Annotated in this window: 15 protein-coding genes; 7 read left to right on the top strand and 8 right to left on the bottom strand. The window is 68.4% G+C overall.

Annotated features, from left to right (window positions below; all coding sequences use genetic code 11):
• Positions 1-29: 29 nt before the first annotated feature.
• The 4 genes from ACAG25_RS04570 to ACAG25_RS04555 form a co-directional block, all read right to left on the bottom strand.
• Positions 30-881 carry an ESX secretion-associated protein EspG gene (locus tag ACAG25_RS04570; RefSeq protein WP_370487108.1) on the bottom strand — a complete coding sequence of 284 codons (852 nt, stop codon included), beginning with the start codon at positions 879-881 and terminating at the stop codon, positions 30-32.
• Positions 881-1,213 (bottom strand): ESX-1 secretion-associated protein, encoded by a 333-nt coding sequence (locus ACAG25_RS04565; protein WP_370487107.1) that lies wholly within the window; start codon positions 1,211-1,213, stop codon positions 881-883. The genes ACAG25_RS04570 and ACAG25_RS04565 overlap by 1 nt, the downstream gene beginning before the upstream one ends.
• Before the next feature lie 17 nt (positions 1,214-1,230).
• A complete protein-coding gene (locus tag ACAG25_RS04560; RefSeq protein WP_370487106.1) occupies positions 1,231-2,379 on the bottom strand; it encodes an EspA/EspE family type VII secretion system effector in 1,149 nt (382 codons plus the stop codon).
• 269 nt (positions 2,380-2,648) lie between these two features.
• Positions 2,649-3,377 carry a helix-turn-helix domain-containing protein gene (locus tag ACAG25_RS04555; protein ID WP_370487105.1) on the bottom strand — a complete coding sequence of 243 codons (729 nt, stop codon included), beginning with the start codon at positions 3,375-3,377 and terminating at the stop codon, positions 2,649-2,651.
• Between the two features lie 370 nt (positions 3,378-3,747).
• Here ACAG25_RS04555 and ACAG25_RS04550 point away from each other — a divergent pair, with 370 nt between their 5' ends.
• Positions 3,748-4,041: a WhiB family transcriptional regulator gene (locus ACAG25_RS04550; protein ID WP_370487104.1), complete on the top strand. Its 294-nt coding sequence runs from the start codon at positions 3,748-3,750 to the stop codon at positions 4,039-4,041.
• Between the two features lie 43 nt (positions 4,042-4,084).
• Positions 4,085-4,981, top strand: coding sequence for an alpha/beta fold hydrolase (locus tag ACAG25_RS04545; RefSeq protein WP_370487103.1), 897 nt, complete (start codon positions 4,085-4,087; stop codon positions 4,979-4,981).
• On the opposite strand, the gene ACAG25_RS04540 is transcribed toward ACAG25_RS04545, so the two are convergent.
• Complete coding sequence (locus tag ACAG25_RS04540) at positions 4,971-6,821, bottom strand: Ig-like domain-containing protein (protein WP_370487102.1); 1,851 nt, start codon at positions 6,819-6,821, stop codon at positions 4,971-4,973. The two genes, ACAG25_RS04545 and ACAG25_RS04540, sit on opposite strands and share 11 nt — an antisense overlap.
• A gap of 179 nt (positions 6,822-7,000) precedes the next feature.
• Between ACAG25_RS04540 and ACAG25_RS04535 the strand changes: the two genes are divergently transcribed.
• The 4 genes from ACAG25_RS04535 (at position 7,001) to ACAG25_RS04520 (ending at position 10,920) form a co-directional block, all read left to right on the top strand.
• Positions 7,001-7,801: an LLM class F420-dependent oxidoreductase gene (locus tag ACAG25_RS04535; RefSeq protein ID WP_370487101.1), complete on the top strand. Its 801-nt coding sequence runs from the start codon at positions 7,001-7,003 to the stop codon at positions 7,799-7,801.
• Positions 7,802-7,873: 72 nt separating this feature from the next.
• On the top strand, positions 7,874-9,640 hold the full coding sequence (locus ACAG25_RS04530) for an ABC transporter substrate-binding protein/permease (RefSeq protein ID WP_370487398.1): 1,767 nt from the start codon (positions 7,874-7,876) through the stop codon (positions 9,638-9,640).
• Positions 9,640-10,386: an amino acid ABC transporter ATP-binding protein gene (locus ACAG25_RS04525; RefSeq protein ID WP_370487100.1), complete on the top strand. Its 747-nt coding sequence runs from the start codon at positions 9,640-9,642 to the stop codon at positions 10,384-10,386. The genes ACAG25_RS04530 and ACAG25_RS04525 overlap by 1 nt, the downstream gene beginning before the upstream one ends.
• A 93-nt stretch (positions 10,387-10,479) precedes the next feature.
• Positions 10,480-10,920 (top strand): MarR family winged helix-turn-helix transcriptional regulator, encoded by a 441-nt coding sequence (locus ACAG25_RS04520; RefSeq protein ID WP_370487099.1) that lies wholly within the window; start codon positions 10,480-10,482, stop codon positions 10,918-10,920.
• Positions 10,921-10,922: 2 nt separating this feature from the next.
• On the opposite strand, the gene ACAG25_RS04515 is transcribed toward ACAG25_RS04520, so the two are convergent.
• Complete coding sequence (locus ACAG25_RS04515; protein WP_370487098.1) at positions 10,923-12,263, bottom strand: amylo-alpha-1,6-glucosidase; 1,341 nt, start codon at positions 12,261-12,263, stop codon at positions 10,923-10,925.
• 120 nt (positions 12,264-12,383) lie between these two features.
• Between ACAG25_RS04515 and ACAG25_RS04510 the strand changes: the two genes are divergently transcribed.
• Entirely contained in the window at positions 12,384-13,049 is a 666-nt protein-coding gene (locus ACAG25_RS04510; RefSeq protein ID WP_370487097.1) for an SDR family oxidoreductase, read from the top strand.
• Here the strand turns inward: ACAG25_RS04510 and ctaD are convergent, their stop codons facing one another.
• Positions 13,050-14,795: a cytochrome c oxidase subunit I gene (gene ctaD / locus ACAG25_RS04505; RefSeq protein ID WP_370487096.1), complete on the bottom strand. Its 1,746-nt coding sequence runs from the start codon at positions 14,793-14,795 to the stop codon at positions 13,050-13,052.
• 101 nt (positions 14,796-14,896) lie between these two features.
• Complete coding sequence (gene leuS, locus ACAG25_RS04500; protein ID WP_370487095.1) at positions 14,897-17,746, bottom strand: leucine--tRNA ligase; 2,850 nt, start codon at positions 17,744-17,746, stop codon at positions 14,897-14,899.
• Positions 17,747-17,810: the final 64 nt, after the last annotated feature.

Genomic DNA, 17,810 nt, shown 5'->3' with positions numbered 1-17,810 from the left:
GGAGGGTGCTCCACCGTGTTCCGCCTTTCTCAGTCGTCGTACGTCGGATCAACCGACGGTGTGTCGAACCATCTGCCCGACGGCAGGAACTCCACCAGGCCGTCGAGCGCGCGCTGGAGATTCTCCGGTGTTCCCGGCAGGAAGCTGCCGTAGAGCTCTCCGTTGACTTTCCGGGGAACCGACACGATCCGGCCGTGCGGGGAGTCCAGGACCCCGGCGCCGACCCCGGCCTGCGAATAGGTGCCACCGGGATGTCGCTCGTTGGCGGTGATCTCCACCCAACTGCTCGGCTGCGCAGTCGCTTCGGCGTAGATCTTGGCCGACGACGGCGGCTGGCCGTAGGCGGCCAACTGATCGGCGCCGCGTACGCCGGCCAGCTGCGCGGCCAGACCGGTCAGCGGCTCGACCGCGGCCGCCGGTTCGTCGCCGATCACGACGTTGATCATCGCCGCGAGCCCGACCTGAGGCGCGACGCGTTGCAGCACCAGCATGTCCTCATCGCGTGCGGCGACGACATGACGATCCCCCCTGCGGCAGACCACGAACCGGACCATTTTGCCACCGACGTCGCGGCGCCACCAGCGGCAATCGAGGGTGCGGTCGGGCCGGCTGAGCGCCTCGACCATCGCCGCGACCTCGGGGTGCGGGTCGCCGAACGCGGTGAGGACGCCTTGGGCGGTGAGATCGCGCGTCACCTGCTCCCAGACGATGCGGCGCTGGTCTTCGTAGGGGATGTTGGGCCGGATGCCCAGCGACAAGGGGAACTCGACGAGATGCAGGAGGTCGGCGACCACCAACATGCCGTCGATGGTGAGCTCGACCCCCACGACGTCGTCGTAGTGTGTCGGTTCCCCGTCACCGAGGTACGCCCCGGTCGTCATCACGGGTTCCCGGGCGGGTGCTGGGGCATCTGGCGGCTCAGGTCGGAGCCGGACGTGGCGTCGGTGTGCTGGTAGCGGACGGCCGACGTCGCCAACCCGTCCGACAGTTTCTCGGCGCGTCGGGCCAGCCGTTGCGCGGCGCGGTGCCGCGCCTGGGTCACTGCGGCGACGGAAGCGGTGCAGGGCCAGGCGACCGTTCCGTGCGACAGGCGGATCCGGTCCTCGACGCCTGTCGTCGCCTCCGCCGCGGTCATGATCTCCTGTGCGGCCTGCGCCTGGGTGCCGGCCAGCACCCGGAGGTGCTCGGGTACGACGTGGAGTGCTTCGTGCATGTCGATTCTCCTGGTGATCAGCGTGGGGGCCGGGTCGCCGCGGGGGCGGGGGCGTCGTCGGGGGTGACCGGGGGTCGCTGCGGGCTCGGGGTCGCCGGGTCGGCGGACGCCTCCGCGTCGCGTGCGGACTCGTCGGTGTCGTCGCGATCGGCTGCGTCACGATCCGCCTCGTCGCGCTCGGCCTCGTCGCGCTCGGTGAGGTCGGCCGTAGCCGCTGGGTCCGAGATCGTCGCTTCGTCGGACCTTTCGGCCGCGGATCCGGCGTCGGCCAGCGGTCCCAACGCCTGCACAGCGGTACCCAACGTCCCGGTCAGCGCAGCCGACAGCGGCGCGACCACGGCACCGATCATCCCGCCGACCGCGGAAAAAGCCGCGGTCATCCCCGCGACCGGGTCCTCGGGCGGGGCGCCGGCGGGGACGGCCGCGGGTGGCAGCGCACCAGACGGCGACGGTCCAGGCGGCCCAGCGGCGAGCGGCGTCTCGTCCCGATCGGATTCGGCGAGCTCTTTGCCGGGCGCTGCGTCGGGATCCGGTGTGGGCGCGGTGTCCTCGGGCGCGAGATCGTCATACCGTGCGGCGAGCGCGTCGAGCTGCGCCGCATTGTCGGATACCTCGTCGGTGAGCAGCCGGAGGTCCTGTTCGGACAGCTGAACGGCACTGGTCACGGCGGCCATCTCGACCGACGCCTGGGCGGCGGGACCGACTCCGGGGATCGCCGACAGCGCGCGCGTGGCATGTCCGACGTCGGCCAGGAAGTCCGACTGCCGGGCCAGGGTTTCGCGGTGCCCGGAAATTCGGTACGCCTGAGCTGAGATCACCTGTCGGACACGGTTATCGAGCGCTCCGAGCAACTCGGTGCGACCGGTCAGGTCCTGGTTGGCGTCCGAGTAGACCTGCGCTGCCGCACCGGCCCAGTCGGCCCCCGGCCGCGCACCCGCCAACGTCCGGCCGGCGATCTGCATGTGCGACACAGCCCGGGTGAACTGGTCCCCCTGATCGGGGTCTCCCCATCCGGCTGTCGACCGCATGCCTGCAAGCAGGGTCTGACCGGCGCGCAGGATCGCGGACCCCGACGACTGCCCGTCGGCGCCACGCATGTCCGGTGCGACCGGCGCGCTGAGTAACGCAGCTTTGCCGGATTGCCCGAAAAGGTCCATCAAATCCATCCGGTCCACCCCTTCCCCGCAGCAGACTACCAGCGTCCCGAGCCCCTGATCAGCGGCAATTCGGCGCCACAATTCGCTACGCGCGACCGCGCATTTCGAAGTCTCAGCAAGTCCTCAGGCGGTGTTTATGCAGGTCTTTAAATTAACCGGCAAATTGGCACACTGTGACAAGGGATACTCACGGTGCACACCGGCCGCCTCGGCGGTCCCATCTGCACCATGCGTCGCGGGACTGGACCGCGCCGCCGGAACGCTGCGCGGGCCCGGAGTCACGCAATTTGCTGAACGAGGGCCTCCACCGCGCGTGCGTCGGTGGCCGAGACCGGTCCGTCGGCTTCAACCTGCCGAATCGCGTCCTCGGATACGCCCGCGGCCTGCGCGATCTCGGCGATGGTGAGGTTGGCTCGGCGGCGGACCGCATAGAGCCGCTGCCCGAGGGTGGCACGCGGCGCGGAGGCGGCGCGCAGCATCAGTTCGTCGTACAGGCTGCGAACCGAACCGAGGGCCTTGATCAGGACCGGAGTGACCTTGCCGATCCGTGCCGCGCGCGCGGCGACCGCCTCCAGCTGCCGCAGATCCGCGAGGACCGCGTTGGCCCGAGGAGTGAAATCGTCGGCGTCGGTGCCGGGCAACGACGCCACGGTGGAGCGCAGAGTGTTCGCCGCGGTGGTGACCGCTTGAGCCAGCAACGAGATCTCGTCGCTGTCGGCCGAGGCCGGCGGGGGCGGCGGCGCCGCCGGCTCACCGCGGCGCAACCGATCGATCGTGCCCGGCGGCCACTGCAACACCTCTTCGAGCCGCGCTCGGGTGCGCTGGCGTGGCCAACTGCGGCCCTTCTCGAACGCGATCAGCGCGCCGGCGTTGATGATGCCCTCGGCCGCCAACCGGCGCTGACTGATGTTGAGCTCGCGGCGGCGGGCCGCCGCGGCGGCACCGGCGCGGGCCATCGCAGGGTCCGGCGCCGTGGCCGACCCGTCGATCGGCTCCGCGTTCGTCATCTGGCCGGGACACCTCGTGCTTACAGGGAGCGGTCTGCTCGGTCGATCGGCGCCGTCATGGTAGCGACCGCGCACGCGCCCGCTACGTCTCGGGTGGCTTGTTCTGTATCAAAGCTACACCTTGCCCCGGCTTCTCATCGCATCAACGCGGCAGTTTCATCGAAGTCGCCGGCCGGTCGCCAGCGGTCACCGTCCGTGGTGAAAGGCCAGTTCACAGCCGTGTTCTCCATAACGCATTCGAGTCCACCGAACAGCGCTGTTCGTCCAACCGAAGCAGATCCGTGCAGAAACTGTTGCATCGCTACGGTTTGTCCGTTAGTTTTTGCAGCATCGCGGCGCGCGACGCCGCCCGGTACAGAGGAGCGAACCGATGAACGTATTGCCGTTGGACGAGACACCGGTCGGCGCGTGCACCACCGACCCGGAACGGTGGACCACCACCGCCGACGACGAGGCCAAGGCCATCTGCCGGTCCTGCCCGCGCCGCTGGCTGTGCGCCCGGGAGGCCTACGAGTCGCCGCGCGCCGAGGGACTGTGGGCCGGGATCTACGTTCCCGAAGCGGGACGCGGACGCACCTTCGCGCTGCGCCAACTGAAATCGTTGGCCGAGCAGAACGGCTACCCGGTGCGCGCGCGTCGCGTCTACTACGCCGACACGGCCTGATTCCGCCCGTCACGCCCGGGACCGGCGTCGGTACTGTCACACCATGGACGACACCGACGACGAGCTGGCCAGCCTCGACGAATTCATCTTCCTCAAGGAGAACGCGCGCCAGGCCGGAGTGAGCGGACCGTTGCCCCACGTGGAGCGGATCGACACCGGCGGCATCAGTGCCCTGAAGTTCGGCGAGGAGACCCCCCGCGTGGTCTTCCTGCACGGAGGCGGGCAGAACGCCCACACCTGGGACACCGTCGTGCTGGGCCTGGGGGTCCCGGCGCTGGCGCTCGACCTGCCCGGCCACGGCCGCAGCGCGTGGCGCGAGGACGGCGATTACGGACCCAAGCCCAACGCCGTCGTCGTGGAGCCGGTCCTCCGCGAGCTGGCCCCCGACGCCGAACTCGTCGTGGGCATGTCGCTCGGTGGCCTCACCGCGATGCGGGTGGCCGTCACCGCACCCGACGTCGTCCGCGAACTCGTGCTGGTGGACGTCACGCCGTCAGCACCACAGCGGCACACCGAGATGACCGACCAGCAGAAGGGCACCGTCGCCCTGGTGCAGGGCGACCGGACCTTCCCGAGCTTCGCCGCGATGCTCGAGGTGACGGTGGCCGCGGCTCCGCACCGCGACCGGGAATCGTTGCGGCGCGGCGTGTTCCACAATGCCAAGCGGCTCGACGACGGCACCTGGACGTGGCGCTACGACACCATCCGCAAGGGCGACGGGTTCGAGGGGCTGTGGGACGACGTCCCCAAGCTCGCCACCCCGACCACCCTGATCCGTGGAGCGAACTCACACTTCGTCAACGACGACGACGCCGCCGAATTCGCGCGCACCGCACCGGGTTTCCAGGGTGTCCACATCGTCGAGGACTCCGGTCACTCCGTGCAGAGCGATCAGCCCGTGGCGCTGGTGCGGTTGCTCCGCGGAATCCTCAACGGCTGACGTCGGCGTCCGTCTTCGGGCGGCGGCGACGCAGCAGTACCAGGCCGGCGAACGCCCACAGGTAGTCCGGCTGCAGCGGGAACACGGTGTAGCCCAGATCCCGCAGGATGCCGATCTCGATCGGGCTCAAGACCCGAACCCCGGGCCCCTTGCCGGAGTTGGCGTTCATCAGTTGCTCGTCCTCGCCGGTGAACGTGTCGTCGTCGAGGTGGCTCATGGAGCTGCCGGACTCCCACTCACCCGGCGTGTAGAGCGGCACCAGACCGCCGTAGGCCGCGACGGCGTGCTTGCCGCCGAAGAAGAGCCCGCCGTCGGCACCCTCGAGGTTTCCGTCGAATGCGCTGTTCCAGCGGTAGGACCAGGTGAACGGCGACCGGCCGTCGCGGTCGACGACGAAGTCGGCGAACGTGCGCCACACGCGGCCCTCGTTGTCGCCCGGTGCACCGATCCCCGACATGAAGCCCATGGCGTGCAGGAGCTCGTGAATCGCGGTGGAGTCGAAGTCGTACTGGTCGGCGGCGACCACACCGTTGAATCCCCAACCCACACCGAAGTTGAAGTTGACCCTTCCGTCGGCGGTCGCGCCGTTGGCGTCGCGACCGGTGAGCAGCTTGTGCTGCACCACGGTCGGCCGGAAGCCGGCACGATTGCTGGCGTAACCGCTGTTCGCCCACGCCAGGGTGCTCGACGTGGGATTCTCGTCACCGGTCACCTCGAAGGTCAGCTCGACCGGGCGGTCGACCACGAAGTACACGGTCAGGTTGTCGGCAACGCGTTGCAGTTCTGCCCGTCGCTGGTCGGTCCAGTAACCGGCACCCTCGGTGTAGTCGAACGCGAAGGTGATGGCGCGCTGATTGACGGTCTCCTTGGTGCGGGTGCCCGTTCCGCGGAAGACGTCGAAGATGTTGATCCGGAATCCGTCGAGCGCGGCCACCCGGAAGACGTCGACGCCGTCGAAGTTCGCGTTCGGGGTGTATTCGTAGGTGCCGTCGTCGTTGATGACGACCGTGCCCTCGCGCGGGCGCACGGTGATCACATACCGGATCGCGTCGCCGTCGGGGTCGACGGCGTTCAGCGTGCCGGTGATCGGGCCGTCGAGCTTGCCGGTGATCTGGACCGGCGCCACGGTCGGCGTCTGGTTCATGATCGCGCGCCGAGTCGCCCACATCGAGGCCTCCAGCTCCGCTTTGCGTTCCGGGGTCACCGACAGCGACTCGATGTAGGCCAGGCGACGGTTGGTCCAGTTGTCGATGATCTTGGCGATCCGCTGCTGACGCGCGGTGCCCGCCGGCTCCTCGGCGATCGCGGCCTGGACCTCCGGCGGAAGCGCCTGCGGGGCAACCGTTCCGACATTCGACGTCGTCTTCGCCGCGGGGGTGGCGTCGGATGTCTCGGTCCGCGTATGGGCGCGACGTTCCCGGATCGGGGTCGCCTTGGTCGCGGTCGCCTTCGTCGGGGTCGCGGCAGAGGCGGCGTCGGTGTCCGCTTCGGCGAGGGCGGTGGCCACGCGCTCGGAGATGTCCTCGGAGTCGACGGCAGAACCGCGGTCGGCGCCGCCGTCGTCAGCAACCGCCGGGGTGTTCGCGGTGTCACGCTCGGCGCCGTCAGAGCGTTCGGAGCGGCGGTCGTCGCGGTCGGGGCGCGAGGTGTCAGCGGACCGTGAGACCGACGAGTCGCTGCCGGTGTCGGCCGCCGCCGTCCCGGTCTGCGGGCCCAGCACCGAATAGCCCAGCAACGCCGCACCCATACCGGCCGAGGCCACTCCCAGTTGCAGCCAGCGCCGGACAGCGAACCCCTGCGATCGGTGCTCCTGCCGGTGTCTGCCGCGCTGTGCCGCCATGTGTTACCCCTCCGTCAATTGAGAGGAACACCTTAACCCGTCGCCGCCGCCAATCGCAGCAACTTTGCTGGACACCCCGCCGCGCCACCCGGTCATCCTTGCGAGCAGACGCAAAGTCCCCCTTTTATGGGCAATTTCGGGGGAGTTTGCGTCTGCTCGGACAGGGAAAGGTACAGACCATGACTTCTGCCTCTGACCGGCCCCTCCGCATCGGCGTGCAACTCCAGCCCCAACACGCACCGCAGTACGGGCAGATCCGCGACGCCGTCCGGCGCTGCGAAGACCTCGGCGTCGACGTCGCGTTCAACTGGGACCACTTCTTCCCGCTCTACGGCGACCCCGACGGCGCCCACTTCGAATGCTGGACGATGCTGGCCGCCTGGGCCGAGCAGACCTCCCGCATCGAGATCGGCGCGCTGGTCACCTGCAACTCCTACCGCAACCCCGAACTGCTCGCCGACATGGCGCGCACCGTCGACCACATCTCCGACGGCCGGCTGATCCTCGGCATCGGCTCGGGCTGGAAGCAGAAGGACTACGACGAGTACGGCTACGAATTCGGCACGGCGGGAAGCCGTCTCGACGACCTGGCGCAGGCCCTGCCGCGCATCAAGAACCGGTTGGCCAAGCTCAATCCGGCGCCGACCCGTGACATCCCGCTGCTCATCGGCGGGCAGGGCGAGCGCAAGACGCTGCGCCTGGTCGCCGAGCACGCCGACATCTGGCACGGCTTCACCGACCGCCAGACCTACCCCGGCAAGGCCGAGGTACTCGACCGGCACTGCGGCGACGTCGGCCGCGACCCGTCGGCGGTCGAGCGGTCCTCCGGGGTCCCCGAAGGCGACCCCGAGGCGATGGTGGCTGAAGCCGAAGCCCTGGCCGGGCTCGGGGTGACGCTCTTGACCGTCGGCGTCAACGGACCCGACTACGACCTCTCGGCGGCGCAGGCGTTGGTCCGCTGGCGCGACAGCCGCGGCTGACCGCCACCCCCGTCGCCCGCTACGTTGCATGAGGTGACTACCTTGCCGGTGCAGCCCCGGCTGCTGCGGACCCTGCTGTGGACGCTGATCGTGTCGATCCTCGCCGCCGTCGCGTGGGCGGCGCCGGCGCGCGCCGACGTCGACCAGTGCGCGCCGCCCGGCCTTGAGAGCGCGAGCCCGCTGCCCACCAACCTGGCCTCCGCGTCGGCGGGCCCCGAGGCGGACAAGTACACCACCGACTCCGTGGTGCCGCTGGAGTCGATCGACATCAACGCGCTCGGACTCAGCCAGCCCGGTGTGCTGACCGTCGGCACGCTGTCCGACGCACCACCGAGCATCTGCATCGACTCGACCGGCCAGTTCACCGGCTACGACAACGAGCTGCTGCGGGCCGTCGCCGACAAGCTCGGGCTGCGGATCAACTTCGTCGGCACCGAGTTCTCCGGGCTGCTCGCGCAGGTGGCCTCGCGCCGGTTCGACGTCGGCTCGTCGTCGATCACCACCACCGACGCGCGACGCAACACCGTCGGTTTCACCAATGGCTACGACTTCGGCTACTTCTCCCTCGTCGTCCCGCAGGGCTCGGCGATCACCGGGTTCGATCAGCTGGCAGATGGTCAGCGCATCGGGGTCGTGCAGGGCACCGTGCAGGAGGCCTACGTCGTCGACACCCTGGGCCTGGAGCCGGTCAAGTACCCCGACTACAACACCGTCTACGCCAGCCTCAAGACCCGGCAGATCGACGCGTGGGTCGCGCCGTCGCAACAGGCGCAGGGCACTGTGCAGCCGGGCGATCCCGCCGAGATCATCGAGAACACGTTCAGCCTGGACAACTTCATCGCCTGGGCGGTGGCCAAGGAGAACCAGCCGCTGATCGACGCGCTCAACGCCGGTCTGGATGCGGTCATCGCCGACGGGACCTGGGCGCGCCTGTACTCCGACTGGGTGCCGCGGGCCATCCCGCCGGGCTGGAAGCCGGGCTCGAAGTCCGCTGTCCTGCCGCAGCTGCCCGACTTCAACGCGATCGCGCAGGACAACCTGGACCAGGCCGCCCCGGCTCCGCCCGTGCAGCCGAAATCGACTCTGGCGCAACTCAAAGACTCGTTCCTGAACTGGGAGCTCTACAAGCAGGCCATCCCCGACCTGCTGACCACGGGCCTGCCCAACACGCTGATCCTGACGTTCGCCGCGAGCATCATCGGCCTGGTGCTGGGCATGGTGCTCGCGATCGCCGGGATCTCCCGCTCGCGCTGGCTGCGCTGGCCCGCTCGGATCTACACCGACATCTTCCGCGGACTGCCCGAAGTGGTGATCATCCTGCTCATCGGGCTCGGCGTCGGGCCCATCGTCGGCCACCTGACCGGCAACAACCCGTTCCCGCTGGGCATCGCCGCGCTGGGACTGATGGCCGCGGCCTATGTCGGGGAGATCTTCCGATCAGGCATCCAGAGCGTCGATCCGGGGCAACTCGAGGCCTCGCGCGCACTGGGCTTCAGCTACGCGACCTCGATGCGGATGGTGGTGGTGCCGCAGGGTGTGCGGCGAGTCCTGCCCGCGCTGATGAACCAGTTCATCTCGCTGCTCAAGGCCTCCTCGCTGGTGTACTTCCTGGGTCTGGTCGCCAACCAGCGCGAGCTGTTCCAGGTCGGCCGCGATCTCAACGCCCAGACCGGGAACCTGTCCCCGCTGGTGGCCGCGGGGCTCTTCTACCTGATGTTGACCATCCCGCTGACCCATCTGGTCAACTACATCGACAGCCGGTTGCGGCACGGCCGGCAGCCCGACGAGGAAGACCCCGATGACCCGCTGGTCTTGTCCAAAGCCCAGGAGATGAACTGATGTCCGCATCGGTGGAACTGCAACCGGTGTCGTTGGCCGCCACCGACATCCATCTCGCGTTCGGGACGAACAAGGTCCTGCGCGGGGTCGACCTGGACGTCGCCGCGGGCACGAGCACCGCGGTGATCGGGCCGTCGGGCTCCGGCAAGTCGACATTGCTGCGCACGTTGAATCGCCTCTACGAACCCGACCGCGGCGACATCCTGCTCGACGGCCGTTCGGTGCTGGCCGACGACCCCAATCAGCTGCGGCAGCGGATCGGGATGGTGTTCCAGCACTTCCAACTGTTCCCGCATCGCACGGTCCTGGACAACGTGACCATGGCCCCGCGCAAACTCAAGCGGCTCAGCGCCGACGAAGCCCGCGAGCTCGGGATGGCCCAGCTCGAGCGCGTGGGCCTGCGGCACAAGGCCGATGCCCGTCCGGCGACGTTGTCGGGCGGCCAGCAGCAACGGGTGGCGATCGCCCGCGCGCTGGCCATGGCCCCGCAGGTCATGTTCTTCGACGAGGCCACCTCGGCGCTGGATCCCGAACTGGTCAAGGGTGTGCTGGCGCTGATCGCCGATCTGGGCGCGGACGGGATGACGATGGTGGTGGTCACCCACGAGATGGGGTTCGCGCGGTCCACCGCCGACACCGTGGTGTTCATGGACCACGGCCAGGTGGTCGAGACGGGTCCGCCGGAGCAGGTGTTCGAGGGCGCCGAAACCGACCGGTTACGTCGATTTCTTTCTCAAGTGTTGTAGATTCCGCGGTGCCGACATCCATTTCGTGCCAGAACCGTCGGTGGTGTTCGAGCACCGAACACGACAGGCACCCACAGGTTAGACTGGCTGATTATGGTGGAAACAGACGCGCAGGTCAGCGAGCTCGCGGGTGAGCTCCAACGCGTGCTGGCCAAGGTGCTGCACGTGCTGCGCCACACCGGAAAAACCAGCACGTCCGGCGATCTGACACTGGCGCAGCTGTCGATCCTGCTGACCCTGCTCGACCAGGGCCCCATGCGGATGACCGAGCTCGCCGCCCACGAGCGGGTCCGCACACCCACCACCACCGTCGCGATCCGGAGGCTGGAGAAGCTGGGCCTGGTGAAGCGGTCCCGGGACCCCTCGGATCTGCGCGCCGTGCTCGTCGAGATCACGCCCTTGGGTCTGCAGCAACACGAGGAAGCACTGGCGTCGCGCCGCGCGCACCTGGCGTCGCTGTTGACCAAGCTCAGCGCCGAGGAACGCGACGCGCTGGCCAAGGCGATGGCCCCGCTCGAGCGCATCGCCGAATAGCTTCACCCCAGCCAGTCCAGCACCGCAGCGGCAGTCCACGACTGCTGCATGCTGCCCAGCGGTTCCCCGGTGAACGGTTCGTAGTACTCGGCGAAACTGCCGTCGCTGGCCTGCCGCAGGCCTTCCCGCCGCAGCGTCGAAGCCCGTTCGGCCCAGCCGCGCCGGGCGAAGCACCACGAGAACAGCCACGTCATCACCGGCCACACCGGGCCCCGCCAGTATTCGCGCGGCCGGAAGTCCCGTGACACCGGTGATGTCGACGGGATCACCGCATACGCGAGGTCGGGGTGCCCGCAGAACCGGGGGCCTTCCAGCAGCCGCAGCAGTGTGCGTTCCCGGTCGTGCGGCAGACCGCCGCACAACAGCGGCGCGAACTGCGCCACCGTCTCGGTGGCGATCCAACCGTCGGCCCGTACGTCGAAATCCTTTGCCGCACCGGTACGTTGGTCGGTGGTGGCGATGACCCCGGCACGGAAGCGCTCGGCCCATGCGTACAGATCCTTGACGTCGGCGTGCGGACGTTTGTGGTCTTCCCCGATCTCGGCGAGCACCTGGCAGGCCACGGCGAACACCGCCGAGACGAAGACGTCCTCGACGGCGAAACTCATTGTGTGGACCAGTTTCTCGTCGTCGTAGCCGACGGCCTTCATCTCCTCGAGCAGCCACAGATATCGGTCGTACTCTCCGTCGGAGGGACGCTGGCTGGCGTCGGTGACGATCGTGTTGTCCGCGCGCCGGTATTCCGGCACGACGCCGGGAACGACGTTGGCGTAGGCGCTGTCCCACCGCGGCGAGTTGTCCATCCCCGATTCCCAGCCGTGGTACAGCGTGATGCGGCCGTGCTCGTACTGGTCGCGGCACTCGGCGAGCCAGCGGTGCCACCGGACGAGGTCGTTCCAGCGCCGGTCCAGAAACGCCTCGGCGACCGCGCGGGTCGAGCGGCCACGGGTGCGGGCGTGGTCGAGGATGCGTTGCACCGCGATCGCATGCACGGGCGGCTGGGTGATCCCCGAGGTGTGCCGGCCGGCCGGCGCATCGGCGGCCAGCGCGGCGCAGGCCCAACGCGCCGGGCCCGGGAAGTAGCCGTCCACCCCGTTGGCGAACACGATGTGCGGGATCATGCCGTTGCGCCACTGCGCCGACAGCAGGGTGTCGAGCTCGACGACGGCGCGCTCCACCGACAGCGGCGCCAGGCCGATCGCCACGAACGCCGCGTCCCAACTCCACATGTGGGGGTACAGCAGCGGCGCCGCGGTGGTCATCGTGCCGAGGTCGTTTCCGCGCAACAGGTAGGCGGCGCGGGCCGCCAATTGGGTCGGGGTGAAGCTCGGATCGTGAGGCATCGCTTCTCATCATGCGACGGCTGGCGCGAATCGGCACCGTGAGCCGCGCCAGCGGAGCACGAATCAGACACCGTGAGCCGCACGAATCCGACACCGTGAGCCGGTCGGTAGGCTCACGGAATGCCGACCGCGATGATCACCGGAGCCGGCGGCGGGCTCGGCCAGGCACTCGCCGACGCGCTCGCACCCACCCACACACTGTTCCTGGCCGGACGGCCGTCACGGCGGCTCGACGAGGTCGCCGAACGCTACGGGGCCACCACGTGGCCGATCGATCTCGCCGACACCGAGAGCATCGAGACCGTCGTCGAACCCATCGTCGAACTCGACGTGCTGGTGCACAACGCCGGGGTCGCCTACCCGGGCCGGGTCGCCGAATCCACGGTCGACCAGTGGCGCGCCACCATGGAGGTCAATGTCATCGGGGCGGTGGCACTGACCCTGGCTCTGCTGCCGGCTCTGCGCGCCGCCGAAGGTCAGGTGGTGTTCATCAATTCCGGCTCGGGCATCAACGCCTCCCCCGGGCTGGCGTCCTACTCGGCCAGCAAGTTCGCGCTGCGCGCGTTCGCCGACTCACTGCGCAATGACGAACCCGCCCTGCGGGTGACCTCGATCCACCCCGGCCGGATCGCCACCGAGATGCAGGAAGACCTGATCGCCTACGAGGGCCGGGACTACGATCCGGCGCAGTTCCTGCGCCCGGAGACCGTCGCGCACGCCACCGCGGAGGCCATCGCCACCCCGCCGGACGGGCACGTCCACGAGGTGATTCTGCGGCCCCGCTGATCAGCGATCCGGTTCGGTGCGCGGCCCGAACCCTTCCGGCGACTCACCTGCCGTGGCGTGCCGACCGATGTGCGCTTCGGCGCGCATCCTTTCGACCATGTGCGGGTAGTGCAGCTCGAAGGCCGGACGCTCGGAACGGATCCGCGGCAGGTCGTAGAAGTTGTGCCGCGGCGGCGGGCAGCTGGTGGCCCATTCCAGCGAGTTGCCGTAGCCCCATGGATCATCCACGGTGACCGGCTCGCCGTACCGCCAGCTCTTGAACACATTCCAGATGAACGGCAGCGTCGACAGCCCCAGGATGAACGCGCCGATGGTCGACACGATGTTCAGTGTGGTGAACCCGTCGCTGGGCAGGTAGTCGGCGTAGCGGCGCGGCATACCCTCATCACCGAGCCAGTGCTGCACCAAAAACGTGGTGTGGAACCCGATGAACGTCAGCCAGAAGTGCAGCTTGCCCAGCCGTTCGTCGAGCATGCGGCCGGTCATCTTCGGGAACCAGAAGTACACTCCGGCGTAGGTCGCGAACACGATGGTGCCGAACAACACGTAATGGAAGTGCGCCACCACGAAATACGAGTCATGGACGTGGAAGTCCAGCGGCGGGCTGGCCAGCAGCACGCCCGACAGACCACCGAGCAGGAACGTGGCGATGAAGCCGACCGAGAACAGCATCGGTGTCTCGAAGGTCAACTGCCCCTTCCACATTGTGCCGAGCCAGTTGAAGAACTTGATGCCGGTGGGCACCGCGATCAGGAACGTGGTGAACGAGAAGAACGGCAGCAGTACCGCCCCCGTGGCATACATGTGATGCGCCCACACCACCATCGACAGCGCCGCGATGCCAAGGGTGGCGTAGATCAGCGTGGTGTAACCGAAGATCGGTTTACGGCTGAACACCGGGAAGATCTCGCTGACGATGCCGAAGAACGGCAGCGCGATGATGTACACCTCGGGATGACCGAAGAACCAGAACAGGTGCTGCCACAACAGCACACCACCGTTGGCCGGGTCGTAGACGTGGGCACCGAGGTGGCGGTCGGCGGCCAGGCCGAACAAGGCCGCGGTCAGGATCGGGAACACCAACAGCACCAGCAGTGAGGTCACCAGGATGTTCCAGGTGAAGATCGGCATCCGGAACATCGTCATGCCCGGCGCGCGCATACACACCACCGTGGTGATCATGTTGACGCCGCCGAGGATGGTCCCGAGGCCGGCGACGGCCAGGCCCATGATCCACAGATCCCCTCCCGGGCCGGGTGAGTGGATGGCGTTGCTCAGCGGCGCGTAACCGGTCCAGCCGAAGTCCGCGGCCCCGCCGGGGGTGATGAACCCGGCCATCGCGATCAGCGCACCGAACAGGAACAGCCAGTAGGAGAACGCGTTGAGCCGCGGGAACGCGACGTCGGGCGCACCGATCTGCAGCGGCAGCACCAGGTTGGCGAACCCGAACACGATCGGGGTGGCGTAGAACAGCAGCATCACCGTGCCGTGCATGGTGAACAACTGGTTGTACTGCTCGTTGGACACGAACTGCAGGCCGGGCGAGCCCAGCTCGGTGCGGATGAACAGCGCCATCAGCCCGCCGATGAAGAAGAACACGAAGCACGTGACGACGTACATGATGCCGATCAGCTTGTGATCGGTCGTCGTGATCATCTTGTAGAGCAGATTGCCCTTGGGGCCCAGACGCGCGGGAAATGGTCGGCGCGGCTGCAGAGTCTGAGGTATCGGTGTTTCGACAGCCATGGGCGCTCCTTGGACATGCGGCGTCGGCGGACCAGCCAGAGATACCCCGAAACTTACGCCTTATCCGCAGTCTTGCAAGGGCAAACGGTCAGACCGCCGGCCTACAGGACCAGGTTGACCAACCGGCCGGGCACCACGATGACCTTTTTCGGGGTCTTGCCGTCGAGGAACGCGACCACCTTGGCGTCGGCCAGCGCCGCCGCTTGCACAGCATCCTTGTCCGCGTCGGCGGGCACCTCGATGTGGCCGCGGACCTTGCCGTTGACCTGCACCGGGTACTCGACGGTGTCGTCGACGAGGTAGCGCTCGTCGGCCACCGGGAACGGCCCGTGCGCCAGCGACGCGTCGTGACCGAGCCGTCGCCACAGCTCCTCGGCCAGGTGCGGCGCCAGCGGCGCGACCATCAGGACCAACGGCTCCAGCGCGGCGCGGGCGGTCACCGACTGCTTGGTCAGGTGGTTGGTGTACTCGATCAGCTTGGCCGCCGCGGTGTTGTTGCGCAGCGCTGCGTAGTCCTCGGCGGCACCGGCGATGGTGCGGTGCAGCACGCGCAGGGTCTCCTCGTCGACGGCGTCGTCGGTGACGACGGACTCGCCCGTCTCTTCACTGACGACCAGCCGCCACACCCGCTGCAGGAACCGGTGCGCGCCGACGACGTCCTTGGTCGCCCACGGCCGCGACGCCTCCAGCGGACCCATCGACATCTCGTAGACCCGCAGGGTGTCGGCGCCGTAGTTGTCGCAGATCTCGTCCGGTGACACCGAGTTCTTCAGGCTCTTGCCGATCTTGCCGAACTCCTGGGCGACCTCGACCTCGCCGTCGGGCCCGGGCCAGAAGAACCTGCCGTCCCGTTCGACGACCTCGGCCGCGGGCACATAGGCGCCGCGGGAATCCGTGTACGCGAACGCCTGGATGTAGCCCTGGTTGACCAGGCGCCGGTACGGTTCGCGCGAACTGACGTGCCCGAGGTCGAACAGCACCTTGTGCCAGAACCGGCTGTAGAGCAGATGCAGCACCGCGTGCTCGACACCGCCGACGTAGAGGTCCACCCCGCCCGGGTCGTCCGGACCGTGCTCGGCCGGGCGGGGCCCCATCCAGTAGGCCTCGTTCTCCTTGGCGCACAGGGCCTCGGCGTTGTGCGGGTCGGTGTAACGCAACTCGTACCAGGAGCTGCCGGCCCACTGCGGCATCACGTTGGTGTCGCGCATGTAGGTCTGCAGACCGTCACCGAGATCGAGTTGCACCTCGACCCAGTCGGTGGCCTTGGCCAGCGGCGGCGAGGGCACGCTGTCGGCGTCGTCGGGGTCGAACAGCACCGGCGAGTAGTCCGGCACGTCGGGCAACTCCACCGGCAGCATCTCGTCGGGCAGCGCGTGGGCCCGCCCGTCGGCGTCGTAGACGATCGGGAACGGCTCGCCCCAGTACCGCTGCCGGGCGAACAGCCAGTCCCGCAGCTTGTACTCCACGCGTTCACGTCCGCGTCCGTCGGCGACCAGCCGCTCGGTCATCGCGGCCTTCGCATCAACCACCGACATGCCGTCCAGGAAACCGGAATTCACCAGCACACCGTCGCCGGTGTACGCCTCGGCCGAGACATCGCCGCCGGCAACGACTTCGACGATCGGCAGGCCGAACGCCGTCGCGAAATCCCAGTCACGCTGGTCACCACCCGGCACCGCCATGATCGCGCCCGTGCCGTAACCGGCCAGCACGTAGTCGGCGATGAACACCGGAACCTGTTGCCCGTTGGCCGGATTAGTGGCATGCGCGCCCAGGAAGACGCCGGTCTTCTGCTTGTTCTCCTGACGCTCCAAATCGGATTTGGCCGCGATCGAGGCGCGGTAGGCGGCCACCGCCTCGCGCGGGCTGCCGGCGTCGAAGGTCCACCGCGGGTCCACGCCGTCGGGCCAAACGTCGGCGACCAGATCGTCGACCAGCGGGTGCTCGGGTGCGAGCACCATGTAGGTCGCGCCGAACAGCGTGTCCGGGCGGGTGGTGAACACCTCGATGTCCCCGGCGTGGGTGGCGAACAGCACCGAGGCGCCCGTCGACCGCCCGATCCAGTTGCGCTGCATGGTCTTGACCTTGTCCGGCCAGTCCAGCACCTCGAGGTCCTCGAGCAACCGGTCGGAGTAGGCGGTGATCCGCATCATCCACTGCCGCAGGCGTTTCCGGAACACCGGGAAATTGCCGCGCTCGCTGCGGCCGTCCGCGGTGACTTCTTCGTTGGCCAGCACGGTGCCCAGGCCGGGGCACCAGTTGACCATCGAGTCGGCCAGGTATACCAGCCGGTGCGAGTCGATGACGTCGGCGCGTTCCCCGGCCGACATCTGCGTCCAGTCCCGACCGTCGGCGGGGGTGCGGGTGCCGGCCTCGAACTCGGCGATCAGCTCGTCGATCGGGCGGGCGCGGTTGATCTGCGGATCGAACCAGGCGTTGTAGATCTGCAGGAAGATCCACTGGGTCCACTTGTAGTAGTCGACGTCGGTGGTGGAGAAGCTGCGCCGTGCGTCGTGGCCCAGTCCCAACCGGCCGAGTTGGCGCCGGAAGTTGACGATGTTGGCCTCGGTGCGGGTGCGCGGGTGGGTGCCGGTCTGGATCGCGTACTGCTCGGCGGGCAGACCGAAAGCGTCGAAACCCAATGCGTGCAACACGTTTCGTCCGGTCATCCGGTAGTAGCGGGCGTAGACGTCGGTGGCGATGTAGCCCAGCGGATGACCGACGTGCAGCCCCTCGCCCGACGGGTACGGGAACATGTCCTGGACGAACATCTTGTCCGCCGGCACGGTCCCGCCGTCCTGCGGCGCCAGCGAGCCGACCGGGTTGGCGACGTGGAAGGTGCCCTCGTCGGCCCAGCGCTGCTGCCAGTCACGCTCGATCTCACCGGCGAGGTCCGCGGTGTAACGGAACCGGGGGGCGTCGGCGGGCTGCACGGTGGGCGATTCGGTCACGCCAACAGGGTATAAGCACCGGTTTCGGGGTCAGCCGGCCACGGGTTGGTCTCGGTTCCGTTGC

It is taken from the genome of Mycobacterium sp. pV006 (genome assembly GCF_041287115.1).
GTDB lineage: Bacteria > Actinomycetota > Actinomycetes > Mycobacteriales > Mycobacteriaceae > Mycobacterium.
Note: the sequence above shows the minus strand (reverse complement) of the source record. Positions and strands in the feature narration are given on the sequence as shown.

Bases quoted from the DNA above. Each gene is read 5' to 3' on its own strand.
- ACAG25_RS04550 (WP_370487104.1), top strand. From the start codon at position 3,748: ATGAACGTATTGCCGTTGGACGAGACACCGGTCGGCGCGTGCACCACC.
- ACAG25_RS04520 (WP_370487099.1), top strand. From the start codon at position 10,480: ATGGTGGAAACAGACGCGCAGGTCAGCGAGCTCGCGGGTGAGCTCCAA.
- ACAG25_RS04560 (WP_370487106.1), bottom strand. From the start codon at position 2,379: ATGGATTTGATGGACCTTTTCGGGCAATCCGGCAAAGCTGCGTTACTC.
- ACAG25_RS04540 (WP_370487102.1), bottom strand. From the start codon at position 6,821: ATGGCGGCACAGCGCGGCAGACACCGGCAGGAGCACCGATCGCAGGGG.
- ACAG25_RS04565 (WP_370487107.1), bottom strand. From the start codon at position 1,213: ATGCACGAAGCACTCCACGTCGTACCCGAGCACCTCCGGGTGCTGGCC.
- ACAG25_RS04510 (WP_370487097.1), top strand. From the start codon at position 12,384: ATGCCGACCGCGATGATCACCGGAGCCGGCGGCGGGCTCGGCCAGGCA.
- ACAG25_RS04570 (WP_370487108.1), bottom strand. From the start codon at position 881: ATGACGACCGGGGCGTACCTCGGTGACGGGGAACCGACACACTACGAC.
- ACAG25_RS04545 (WP_370487103.1), top strand. From the start codon at position 4,085: ATGGACGACACCGACGACGAGCTGGCCAGCCTCGACGAATTCATCTTC.
- ctaD (WP_370487096.1), bottom strand. From the start codon at position 14,795: ATGGCTGTCGAAACACCGATACCTCAGACTCTGCAGCCGCGCCGACCA.
- ACAG25_RS04535 (WP_370487101.1), top strand. From the start codon at position 7,001: ATGACTTCTGCCTCTGACCGGCCCCTCCGCATCGGCGTGCAACTCCAG.
- ACAG25_RS04555 (WP_370487105.1), bottom strand. From the start codon at position 3,377: ATGACGAACGCGGAGCCGATCGACGGGTCGGCCACGGCGCCGGACCCT.
- ACAG25_RS04525 (WP_370487100.1), top strand. From the start codon at position 9,640: ATGTCCGCATCGGTGGAACTGCAACCGGTGTCGTTGGCCGCCACCGAC.
- ACAG25_RS04515 (WP_370487098.1), bottom strand. From the start codon at position 12,263: ATGCCTCACGATCCGAGCTTCACCCCGACCCAATTGGCGGCCCGCGCC.